Raw genomic sequence first — 10770 nt, 5'->3', positions numbered from 1 at the left:
GCGCTTGTCAGCGTCGCGCGATGACCGGGTATCGACATCGGCAGTGACCGACAAACCGGGCAGCAGCACGCTACGCGTTTCCGGCCCAGTTTCAATGCGAATGCGCACGGGAATTCGCTGCACGATCTTGGTGAAATTGCCCGTGGCATTTTCTGGAGGCAACAGCGCGAACTGCGCGCCGGTACCGGGGGCGAAGCTATCCACCACGCCATGCAAGTCCGTGCCGGGCAGGGCATCCACATGCAGGATCACGGGCTGGCCAACGCGCATCTGGCCGACCTGCGTTTCCTTGAAATTGGCCGTCAGATAGGTGCTTTCCACCGGCACGACCGTCAACATCCGCGTACCCGGCTGCACGTACTGACCCACGCGAACCGAGCGGTCGCCGACCTTGCCGGCCAGTGCGCTGCGCACGACGGTGTCCTGCAGGTCGAGGTGAGCTTGCCGCGCGCTTGCCTCTGCTGCTTCGAGTTGGGCACGTGCCTGGGCGATCTGCGCGGTGGTGGCGGCGATCTGCGTTTTGGCGGCATCGACCGCGGCCCCGTTGGCGGCAAGCGTTGCCAGTGCCTGATCGCGCGTGCTGGTCAACTCAGACAGCCGTTCGCTGGTTTCAGCGCCGGTGGCGGCGAGCGGTGCGTAACGCTGGACTTCGTCGCGTGCATGCTGGGCGCTGACTCGTGCAACTTGCTGCTGTGCCTTGGCCTGATCAATGTTGGCGTGCTGCTGCAGGATGTCAGCTTGCGCGCGCTCGATGTCGGCGGCGCGAGCAGCAATGGTTGCCTGCGCCTGGTCGAGCGCGACCTGGTACTGACGGGTATCGAGTCGGACCAGCGGGTCGCCGGCCTTGACCGTGGCGTTGTCGCCTACATACACGTCGGTCACGTAGCCGCTGACTTTGGGCGCAACGGTGACGCTATCCGCTTGCAAATAGGCGTCGTCAGTGCTTTCAATAAAGCGCCCGACGGTCCACCAGCGTGCAAGCCAGATTCCCGCGAGGACAAGCACGACGATCCCGAGCACCACCAGGATCAGGCGTCGACCAGAGCGCCGCGCAGGCGAAGCGGTGGAATCTTGCGGCACTTCGTGCGGGGGCGAGCCTGCGGTTGTTGACATCGTTGATCCAAATTATTCCAATCGGAAGAATTATTCCAGTTGGTAAAATTGTGTCAAGTGATATATTTGTTTCGTTGACGTGAGGGGCTTGAATGAACAACACGAAACGGCTACGCCGTCCGGCGGGCGGCGGATATGTGCGAGGCGACGAGACAAGGCAGCGAATCATCGAAGCGGCAATCGAGTCATTCGGAGAGCAAGGTTTCGAGGGCGCGTCCACACGTGACATTGCTGCGCGTGCCGGGGTCAATGCACCCGCGCTGCAGTACTACTTCGAGAATAAAGAGGGGGTGTATCGCGCGTGTGCCGAATACCTCGCCGACTCGTCCTGGGTCACGTTGGAGCCGGTGGTGACTTACGCTGCGGACGTGTTGAGTAAAGACAGCGATGTTCCGGTGCTGATCGATGCTTTCATTCGCATTCAGGAAGCGATTGCGGACCGTATGTTCGTGAAGGCTTGCGGTACGTCCAACCAGCGGCTTTTCTTTACGCGTGAACAGGCAGGGCATGAGCCGACCATTGCCTCCGAGATCCTGATGCGGCGCGTGCGACAGCCTTTGAACGATGTCGGCTCGAGGTTGATAGCGCGTATCACGGGCATGAAACCCGACGATCCGCTTACCTTGATCCGCATGCTGAGTTTGCATGGGCAACTGTTGACGTTCCACGTGGCGCCCCGCACCACGCTTGCATTGCTTGGATGGAAGGAGATAGACGCCGAGAAGGGCGATTTGCTGAAGGCGACGGTGCGTACGCAGACGCGCATTTTGCTTGAGCAATGGAGCAGGGAGGGCTCGGCGAAAAAGGGCGCGTCCAGCGGGAGCAAGAAGTCTGTTGCGAAGACGGTGCCAAGGAAACGCGCCGCTCGCAAGAGCGCGACAGGTGCCGTGGAAAAATAACAGAGCAGCGTTGCGTGAGGGTGAGGCGGTTGAAATTCCCGAGCCCCGGCGAAGCGGAAGGTCGTCACCTAATCTACGTACCGGCTAGCACCTGATGCACCATGTGGACGACGATCGAACCCTCTCCGACCGCAGATGCGACCCGTTTGACGTTTCCGGCCCGCGCATCGCCTACGGCGAATACGCCCGGCAGGCTGGTTTCGAGCATGTAGGGCCGCCTCGCAAGCGGCCATGGCTGGGGTGGCAAGACGTCGTCCAGATCCCCTCCTGTCAACACGAAGCCGCGCGGATCGAGTGACAGGCAGCCGGCAAGCCACTCGGTCTTCGGTGAGGCTCCCGTCATGACGAAGACATGCCGCACGGGTTGCGTCGTCACCTCGCCCGTGGTCTTGTCGCACCACGACACCTCTTCAAGATGGTCGTCACCGCTCAAGCTCACGAGCTCACTGTTGAAATGAACCTGAATGAGCGGGTTTTCTTCGATGCGCCGGATCAGATAGCGCGACATCGTTGCCGCGAGCCCCGCTGACCTGACCAGCATCCGCACGCCCTTCGTGTTCTGGGCGAGAAACACGGCCGCCTGTCCCGCGGAGTTGCCGCCGCCGATAACGATCACCGGATCGCCGCTACACAGTTGGCCTTCCATGAACGTGGCGTTGTAGTAAATGCCACGGCCGGTAAAGCGGTCGATGTTGGGCAGCGCGGGCTGGTTATAGGCGGCGCCCGTCGCAAGTACGACCGAACGGGCCGCGATTTGTTGGCCGTCGTCGAGCGAAATCCGGTAAGGCCGCTCGTCGCAGTTCAGGCCCTCGACCGTGCGCGCCACCATGATCTTCGCGCCAAATTTTTCTGACTGCGCGATCGCGCTGTTCGCAAGCTCCTGACCAGAGAGGCCAGTCGGAAAACCGAGGTAGTTCTCGATGCGTGAACTGGAGCCGGCCTGTCCGCCGGGCGCCGCACGTTCGATGACCAGCACATCGAGGCCTTCGGATGCCGCATACACCGCCGCGGCCAGTCCTGCGGGACCCGCGCCGACAATGACGAGGTCGCGTACCTGCGACTCGTCGATATTCGAGTTGAAGCCCAGCGCTTTTGCCACTTCCCGTGTCGATGGATTCCTGAGTATCTGGTCCCCGTTGCAAACGACGATGGGGACGTCGTCACTGCATACCCCGAAGCGGTCGAGCAGCTCCTGGGAACTACTATCGGTGTCGAGATCCACATAAGCGAACGGGTGCCCATCGCGCGTCAGAAATTCTCGTATAGCAAGCGTCTGCGCCGAATAGAGCGAGCCGAGTATGAGCACATTGGTACGTCCGTGGCTGGCCATAGCAAGGCGCCGTGCCAGGAATGACCTCACGAAGATTTCGCTCAACTCCGCGTCCTTGCTGATCAGCGTTCGCAGGTTTTGGGCGCTCAACTCCAGCAGCTACGATGCTTCGACGGCCTGACACCGGTAGATCGAACGCCTGCCTGCAATCATCAGCAATTCGCCCGAAAACTGACCCGGGTCGTAAGTCGTCACCGTATCTTCGACGCCGCCAGCCAGCGAGACAATCCTGATCTTGCCCTCGATCACCACGTACACCGGCGGTGTGTCGTCGTTGGGGTTATAGAGCACAACGCCTGCCGCCACCTGTCGCGGCTTCGTGAAGACGCGCACGCGTTCGAGTTGAGATTCAGTGAGGATTGGAGCGTAAGCCATGACGATTTCGGGTCCGCTAGGCGAAGAACCCTTCTGCGTTGGTGTCGTTGTCGGCTTCGGTCATGTTCTCTTCCATTAGCAATGGGTGCCGGGTTTGCCAGACTACATTGCAATGGTAGGTCGCAGTCGAAGAATGCGCCAACAAAACGCAATAAATTGCTGCTGAATATGACGGCCTGCCGCCGCAATTTCACGCGAATATCAACATCACAGATGCGCCGTTCAACCGCAAGCCTGGGGACAGGCCCGCCATGACCGACCAAGATATGCGCGACATCATTGCGTTCCTAATAAGCTCAACGATGGGTATGCATCGAGCCACTCTTAGTCGATCGCAGGTAGGCAGCCTAAGAGCTTGCGTCGCAGTCAGCCGATTTACCAGGGTGGTCAATCCCGAGACTCTTGTAGAATTCCCGCCGCAACACACCGCTCATGCTCACCACAACCTCCAACCACATACCCATGCGTACTCTCGTTGCATCGGCTTTCTTATGTTTGCCCCTTCTCGCACACGCGGACTGCAAAGAACGCTTTACTGAGTGGGCGCACACACTGCAACCGGGCCGCGCTGTCGACACTGACAATGCCGCTTGCAAGGTTTGGCCCGCGAATCCGTCGCAAACGCTTGCCGTGTTGCCGTTGCCCCAGAAAGGCGCGACAACCGAAGAGACGGTCTACGATGTCGAGGTGCTGGTGGCGGACAGCAAGACGGGAGCGGTCATCGCTCACAGTTACGAACCCTCCGCGATTACGTCCGATGCGATGGGCCTGCAAGGCATTGCTCTCGATACCGCACCTTGGCGGCTTACGGCCCAGGAACTTGCCTTTGGCGTAAGGAAGAGCTTTCAAAACTCGTCGCGAGTGGATCCCTTCGCGGATACGACGCTCAGTCTTTATGTGATTGACGAGCGCAAGCTTCGACGGGTGCTCAGCAATCTAACGACGCGACAAAGCAAGGGAGATTGGGACGGTAACTGCGCCGGCCAGTTCTCCGATACATCCCGCGCAATATCGGTCGGTCCAGCCGGCCGCGGCGGTTATGCAACGTTACTTGTCAGCGAAAAGACCGTCGACACGACGAACACGGTGGCCGGGGAACAATGTGCAAGCAAGGACAACGCCGCCAAACGGGCCAGCTTTACAATGGAATACGATGGTTCGCGCTACGGCGTCCCGGCGGGCCTGAGCGACGACCAATAGTCCTGCCGCGCGGACATCGCCAATGCGTGTCAGTAACCCGGAGACGCACAACTTTGCCGGCCGCCGCATCACTTCATTCCCCCTTTATTCCCCAACAACCGGCCACCATGCTGCAGATTTCGCGCGTTGCGTCCTCGCAACCCAGCCCTTGCTGTTCAGTGCAGCGATGGGGCCGTCGATGCCTGGTCGTCAGCCTGTCCGTTGCCTGTTTGGCGCCATCAATCGCGACGGCAGCAAGCTTTGACTGCGGCGAGGCCAGAACCCGTTTCGAGAAAACGGTCTGCGCCGATCCGTTGCTATCGGCTCAGGACGCAGCAATGGCGCAGCGCTACGATGCGGCCCTGCCATTACTTTCCGACCCGGGAAAAACGATCTTGCGCAGCGGGCAGGAACAGTGGCTCAAAGTGGCGAAAGTCCTGTGCCTCGATAGCAAGAGGGAGGAAGGCGCTACCTCGTGTCTGCGACGGCAATACGCTGACCGTCTCGACGATCTGCGCAGCGCCGCCACGTCCATGGGTCCCTTCGTGTTCAGCCGAATTGACCATTACACGTCAATCGGGAAGCAGGAAGTCACCGGCATACCGTTGGAACAGCACACGGGCCTGCCAAGAATCGATCATCCGATTTCCCCGATAGCAGAACAATGGAATGATGCGATCGTCCGATCGGCGGCCACAGCGCGAGCAGACTGGTGTTTCGGCGACGCCGAGACGTCCAGCGACCAGTTTGTGGGCTTCAGAGTCCACTCAGCGACGCCCGATTTCATTAACGTCGAGATGTTGCACACTGAGCAATGCGCGGCGGGGGCGGCTTCCATGACCATGAGCAACATTACCTACTTGCTGAAGCCGGCCCTGCATCGTCTCAAGAAGGAGGACCTGTTCACGCCGGATAGCGGATGGGAGACCTTCTTGCGTGATCGCGCCTCGCGGGGATTGAACGACGCCGCCTCCTTTGCTGACGGAATCGACAAGGACGTGCGCGATCCGACGGCGTGGTCCTTCACCAAGGACGGCCTTCTCATTTCGTTCAACCCCGGTGAGGCAGATGCAATGGCATCCGGCATTCTCGAAGTGACCGTGCCGTGGACCGACTTGCATCGTTTGCTTGCACCAGGAGCGCCGACACCGCGATGATCGCCGGCACGATGGACGCTATGTGCGCGACTTGCTGGCCAGCACCATCGCGATACCTCCAAGAATCGTAGCGCAAGCCGCAGCCAGGCGCGGCGTGATCGCTTCCGAGAGGAACGCCACTCCGCCAAATGCAGCGATCAGCGGCACCGACAACTGTACAGTGGCGGCTCGCATGGCGGTAAGCTTGCTCAGGGCTGCATACCAGATGACATACCCGATGCCGGACGTGAGCGCGCCGGAGGCAATCGCCAGGGCGACCCCGGCCTCGTTCGCGTAAGCGCGGGAGTTGGCGATAAAAAGCAAGCTCAACAATAGGGCGAGCGGCGCCGCACGCGCGAAGTTTCCCGCCGTGGCGGCGAGCGGGTCGGCCACTGCGCGGCCACGCAACGAGTACACGCCCCACGCGACGCCCGCGATCGCCATCAACGCCGCGCCGGCGAGCGGCGGCGCGGCGATCCCCGGCGACACCAGGTAGACAAGCCCTGCGACTGCCAGTGCGAGACCGAGCCACGCGACGGATCCGAACTTCTCGCCGGAGCGCAAACCCACGCTGAACATCGTCAATTGAACTGCGCCGAACAGAATCAATGCACCCGTGCCTGCTGACAAGGTGAGATACGCGAAGGAGAAGAACGCGACGTAGGCAAACAGCATGGCAGCGGCGAGCCAGTCGGCATGGCTCGCCGCGGGCCGTTCTGTCCTGAACCGCAGGATGACGGCGAGCACGATCGCTCCCGAAACCAACCTGATGCCGGCGAAGCTGACCGGATCGATTTCCCCCTGCTGCAGCGCGAGCCGGCACAGCAGCGAATTAGCCGCGAAGGCGAGCATCGCCACCGCAGTGAGGAGGGTCGTCTGCAAGATGAGCAGCCCACCGCGCGCTTCATGCATGGATTACTACCAAAACGACTGCCCACGACAAAAGCGCCACGCCGAGGGGCGTGCTGAGACGCTTGCCCCAGCGAACGTTCTTTTCGATCGCCATCACGGCGGCAAGCAGGAGCATCCAGCCGAGGCTGCCGGTACCGAGCGCGAACATCAATAGCATCAACGCCCAGCAGCACCCGACGCAGAACAGGCCGTGCTGCGCGCCAAGCACGAACGCATTCCACGCTTGCGCGTGCCCACGCCAGTGCTCGATGACGAAGCTCAAGGGCGTGCGGCACTTTTCAAGGCACCGGTACTTGAGCTTGCTGAACTGAAATGCGCCAGCCACCGCAATGACTGCGACACCGATCAGCCTGCCATGCCAGGCGAGCGTGGGTACGCTGGCGAGCAGGGACAGCAGAGCGCTATGAAGTGCATGCGCCAGGAGTCCGAACGCTCCCCACACCGTCATGTAGCCCATGCCGAGCAGCATCAGAAGCCACCCATGGTCTGGGCGACCCGCAGTCAACCGGTCGAAGGCATTGAACAACGGCAAGGTGGTCGGGAGCATCATGGCCACTGTCATGAGGATCCAAGCGACAGCGTAGAGCACCACGGGCACGACCACGTCGCCCGCGGGAACGACACGGCACAGAAATGCAGCCGGTCCTGACGCCGTCCAGTCACCGTGCTCGATATAGCGTCCGTATGGACTGCGCGCCCACGCCCATAACACCACCCACGCGAGCGCAATCAGCGCAGCCAAAACCGGCAGGAACACGTGTACATGGCGCGAGGCGCGGGACGGCGATGGACCTGCCGTCGGGCTCATGCGTCGAAGACGAACGTGCTCTGCAGGGCGTTGTGGTTCTTGATGTCGAGGTCGATGCCGAGTGCGGGGTTCTTCGATCGATAGGTCGGGGCCTTGCCGACAAACACTGGGGCGCCGGGCACGGTCGAGAACACGGTGTCGGACAGGGTGGTCTGGCCACCGGTCGCGCCGAGATAGGGTTCGAGTTCGGCGTAGTAGTTCGTGCCGATCTCGAGTTCGCCCTTGCCTGCGACCACGGTGAAGCGGATCGGCGCGCGCTCCACGGACACGACCTGGCCGATGAGCTTGGCGAGCTCGGCGACCGGGCCGCCGGCTTGGCCGGTGTAGACCTTCAGCAGTGCCTCTTCCTGCGCCTTTGAGGCTTGGTCGTCGACATAGATCGCGGCAGTCCAGTTGCCTTGCAGGATATTGCCAGGCACATGGGCAACGGCCGCGATGGTATTGCCGGCCACATCGACGCCGTCGACCATCCCCTTGTCTATACGCCACGCGACAATCGTGTCGCAGGTGCCGTTGTCAGGGTCCTCGCCGATCCAGCAGGGGCAAAGCACCTTGCAGTTGCAAACTTCGAGCAGACGACCTTCCAGGTGATAGCTCATACGAACCTCCATTGAAGGCACGCGAACACGGACTTGTCGCCGCGGGGCGCGGCTGCAAGAAATAGTAATTTTCCGGCTGCGGGTTGCGACAAGTCAAGTTCGATGAGGGCCAGGCAGTTCGATAGCGGTCAGGCCAGCGGTTGCGCGGCATGCCGGACAATCTCCACTTGCCACCACGCGGGCAGCAGGCGACGCACTTCCGCGCGGGCGAACCGGTCGTCGATGAGATAGAGCACCCCCCGATCCGTCTGTCCGCGAATCACACGCCCCGCAGCCTGTATTACCTTTTGCAGCCCGGGAAACAGATACGTGTACTCGTACCCGGCGCCGAACTCCGCGTCCATGCGCGCTTTCATCTGCTGGTTCACCGGATTGAGTTGCGGCAACCCAAGCGTGGCGATGAACGCGCCGATCAATCGCGTGCCGGTCAAGTCGATGCCTTCACCGAACGATCCGCCTAGCACAGCGAAGCCGATGCCGCGACCCGTCTCGGTGAAGCGCGCGAGAAATGCCTGCTGGCCTGTTTCGGTCATCGAACGCGATTGCATCCACACGGGAATGTCGGGATGCTGGCGAACCAGCGCGTTGGCGACCTGATTGAGATAGTCGAAGCTGCTGAAGAAGCTCAGATAATTGCCAGGCGCGCGACGGTATTGGCTGGTGATCAGATCGACAATTGACGGCACGGATTGCTCGCGATCGTGAAACCGCGTGGACACGTTAGCTATGGCCCGCACCTGCAACTGGTCCGCATGAAAGGGCGATTCCACTTCCGCCTGCAGGCAGGTTTCAGGAAGGCCGAGCATGTCGCGATAGAAATGCATGGGCGTGAGCGTGGCCGAAAACAGCGCGACCGAATGCGCGCGCGCAAAGCGTGATTTCAGATGCGGCGCGGGCACCCTATTGCGCAGGCACAGCACGGTGTCGCGCCGCGTGGCTGCGTGCGGGGACAGGGTGGTATCGAAGAGAGAATGGGTGTCGAAGCGCTCGGCAATGCGCACGAAATGCATGGCATCGAAGTAGAAGCGCAGTGTCTCGCGATCGAGGGCCGCGGGCTGTTCGCCGACAAACTCGGTCATCGCGGCGATTGCGTTTTGCAGCGCTTCAATGAAGCGTCCGGGCAGCGCAACATGCACTTCATACTGAGTGACTTGCCGGCTGGAAATTGCTTTCCACGCTTGGGCGATCTTGTCGAACGCGCGCTTTAGTGACGGCGGCACAGCGCGGCGGATGGTGCGAAAGCACGCTTCGTCGAGCGTGGCCGAGTACATCGCGCGGGCGCGTTCGACGAGGTTGTGGGCTTCATCTACCAGTACGCTGACGCGCCATTCCTTCGACTCGGCGAGCGAGAACAGCATGGCGTGCGTGTCGAAATAGTAGTTGTAATCGCCGACAATGACGTCGCTCCAGCGCGCCAGTTCCTGACTTAGATAGTACGGACACACGTCGTGTCCAAGGGCCACCTCGCGCAAAGCGTGACGGTCGAGTCGTGCGACTTTCAAAGCGGTTTGCCGGGCGGCTGGCAAGCGGTCATAGAAGCCGCGCGCGAGCGGGCAGGATTCGCCATGACAGGCTTTGTCGGGGTGTTCGCAAGCTTTGTCGCGGGCGATTAGTTCAAGCACCCGCAACGGTGTGTCGCGGCCCAACGTGTTGAGTGCGTCGAGGGCAAGTTGGCGGCCCGAACTCTTTGCGGTGAGGAAAAAGATCTTGTCGAGTTGCGCGGCGGCCCATGCTTTCAAAAGCGGAAACAAACTGCCAAGCGTCTTGCCAATACCCGTTGGCGCTTGCGCCAGCAAGCAGCGTCCGTGCGTGGCGCAACGGTAGATTGCTGCCGCCAGATCCCGTTGCCCTGGACGCAATGACGCGTGAGGAAAAACCATTGCCGTCAGCGCGGCCTCACGCATGGCGTGGTGTTCAAGTTCCTGTTTTGCCCAGTCCAGAAAACGCTCGCAGTGCTCACGAAAATGCTCGTGCAGCGTTTCGGCGGATTGCATCTCTGTGAACACCGTCTCCTTTTCGCTCGCGATATCGAAGTAGACAAGGGCGAGACGGATCTCCCTTAAGTTCAGCTTTTTGCAGCATAGCCAGCCGTAGATGCGCGCTTGCGCCCAGTGCAGATGCCGATGGTTCTCGGGAATGGAACTGAGCTTGCCGCGATACGTCTTGATCTCTTCCAACTGATTTAAGCCGGGGTCGTAGCCGTCGGCGCGACCGCGCACATTTAGCGGACCGAAGCTATCTGAGAGGCTAATTTCGGTCTGGTACCGCTCGCCACGTCGGCCCGCGACAAGCTTATGTCCCGCCATGCCTTCTTGCGCGGTTGGCGACGGCGTGAAGCGCAGATCGAGATCACCGCGTTTGGCGGTGAACTCGCACAGGGCGCGTACTGCGATGGTGTAACTGGGTGGTCGGGGCATGA

The 10770-nt window shown here is 61.1% G+C and carries 11 protein-coding genes; 4 read left to right on the top strand and 7 right to left on the bottom strand.

Annotated elements, in window-relative coordinates; translation table 11 throughout:
- Positions 1-1113, bottom strand: a 1113-nt coding sequence (locus tag WCA53_RS20025; protein ID WP_423914666.1) for an HlyD family secretion protein, incomplete at its 3' end; no start/stop codon positions are given.
- A 92-nt stretch (positions 1114-1205) separates the two neighbouring features.
- Between WCA53_RS20025 and WCA53_RS20020 the strand changes: the two genes are divergently transcribed.
- On the top strand, positions 1206-2012 hold the full coding sequence (locus WCA53_RS20020) for a CerR family C-terminal domain-containing protein (protein ID WP_423914662.1): 807 nt from the start codon (positions 1206-1208) through the stop codon (positions 2010-2012).
- 73 nt (positions 2013-2085) lie between these two features.
- On the opposite strand, the gene WCA53_RS20015 is transcribed toward WCA53_RS20020, so the two are convergent.
- Both WCA53_RS20015 and WCA53_RS20010 read right to left on the bottom strand, forming a co-directional pair.
- Positions 2086-3387, bottom strand: a complete 1302-nt coding sequence (locus WCA53_RS20015; RefSeq protein ID WP_423914657.1) for an FAD-dependent oxidoreductase — start codon at positions 3385-3387, stop codon at positions 2086-2088.
- A gap of 54 nt (positions 3388-3441) precedes the next feature.
- On the bottom strand, positions 3442-3717 hold the full coding sequence (locus WCA53_RS20010; RefSeq protein ID WP_423914654.1) for a Crp/Fnr family transcriptional regulator: 276 nt from the start codon (positions 3715-3717) through the stop codon (positions 3442-3444).
- 462 nt (positions 3718-4179) lie between these two features.
- Here WCA53_RS20010 and WCA53_RS20005 point away from each other — a divergent pair, with 462 nt between their 5' ends.
- From WCA53_RS20005 to WCA53_RS19995, 3 genes are read left to right on the top strand one after another with little or no spacing between them, the layout of a single operon-like run.
- The gene (locus tag WCA53_RS20005; RefSeq protein ID WP_423914651.1) at positions 4180-4917 is read left to right on the top strand and encodes a hypothetical protein; all 738 of its coding nucleotides are present in this window, start codon (positions 4180-4182) and stop codon (positions 4915-4917) included.
- A 22-nt stretch (positions 4918-4939) separates the two neighbouring features.
- The gene (locus tag WCA53_RS20000; RefSeq protein ID WP_423914672.1) at positions 4940-5161 is read left to right on the top strand and encodes a hypothetical protein; all 222 of its coding nucleotides are present in this window, start codon (positions 4940-4942) and stop codon (positions 5159-5161) included.
- The gene (locus WCA53_RS19995) at positions 5076-6053 is read left to right on the top strand and encodes a DUF3298 domain-containing protein (protein ID WP_423914669.1); all 978 of its coding nucleotides are present in this window, start codon (positions 5076-5078) and stop codon (positions 6051-6053) included. Before WCA53_RS20000 ends, WCA53_RS19995 begins: the two co-directional genes overlap by 86 nt.
- Before the next feature lie 18 nt (positions 6054-6071).
- Here WCA53_RS19995 and WCA53_RS19990 read toward each other — a convergent pair whose 3' ends face one another.
- The 4 genes from WCA53_RS19990 to WCA53_RS19975 form a co-directional block, all read right to left on the bottom strand.
- A complete protein-coding gene (locus WCA53_RS19990) occupies positions 6072-6944 on the bottom strand; it encodes a DMT family transporter (protein ID WP_423914648.1) in 873 nt (290 codons plus the stop codon).
- Entirely contained in the window at positions 6937-7752 is an 816-nt protein-coding gene (locus WCA53_RS19985; protein WP_423914645.1) for a DUF2182 domain-containing protein, read from the bottom strand. The genes WCA53_RS19990 and WCA53_RS19985 overlap by 8 nt, the downstream gene beginning before the upstream one ends.
- On the bottom strand, positions 7749-8351 hold the full coding sequence (locus WCA53_RS19980) for a DUF1326 domain-containing protein (RefSeq protein ID WP_423914642.1): 603 nt from the start codon (positions 8349-8351) through the stop codon (positions 7749-7751). Before WCA53_RS19980 ends, WCA53_RS19985 begins: the two co-directional genes overlap by 4 nt.
- A gap of 128 nt (positions 8352-8479) precedes the next feature.
- Complete coding sequence (locus tag WCA53_RS19975) at positions 8480-10768, bottom strand: ATP-dependent DNA helicase (protein WP_423914637.1); 2289 nt, start codon at positions 10766-10768, stop codon at positions 8480-8482.
- Positions 10769-10770 lie beyond the last annotated feature (2 nt).

It is taken from the genome of Caballeronia sp., from assembly GCF_049581465.1.
Classification (GTDB): domain Bacteria; phylum Pseudomonadota; class Gammaproteobacteria; order Burkholderiales; family Burkholderiaceae; genus Caballeronia.
This window is presented reverse-complemented; position numbering and strand designations above follow the sequence as displayed.

Bases quoted from the DNA above. Each gene is read 5' to 3' on its own strand.
- WCA53_RS20020 (WP_423914662.1), top strand. From the start codon at position 1,206: ATGAACAACACGAAACGGCTACGCCGTCCGGCGGGCGGCGGATATGTG.
- WCA53_RS20010 (WP_423914654.1), bottom strand. From the start codon at position 3,717: ATGGCTTACGCTCCAATCCTCACTGAATCTCAACTCGAACGCGTGCGC.
- WCA53_RS20005 (WP_423914651.1), top strand. From the start codon at position 4,180: ATGCGTACTCTCGTTGCATCGGCTTTCTTATGTTTGCCCCTTCTCGCA.
- WCA53_RS20000 (WP_423914672.1), top strand. From the start codon at position 4,940: ATGCGTGTCAGTAACCCGGAGACGCACAACTTTGCCGGCCGCCGCATC.
- WCA53_RS19990 (WP_423914648.1), bottom strand. From the start codon at position 6,944: ATGCATGAAGCGCGCGGTGGGCTGCTCATCTTGCAGACGACCCTCCTC.
- WCA53_RS19985 (WP_423914645.1), bottom strand. From the start codon at position 7,752: ATGAGCCCGACGGCAGGTCCATCGCCGTCCCGCGCCTCGCGCCATGTA.
- WCA53_RS19980 (WP_423914642.1), bottom strand. From the start codon at position 8,351: ATGAGCTATCACCTGGAAGGTCGTCTGCTCGAAGTTTGCAACTGCAAG.
- WCA53_RS19975 (WP_423914637.1), bottom strand. From the start codon at position 10,768: ATGCCCCGACCACCCAGTTACACCATCGCAGTACGCGCCCTGTGCGAG.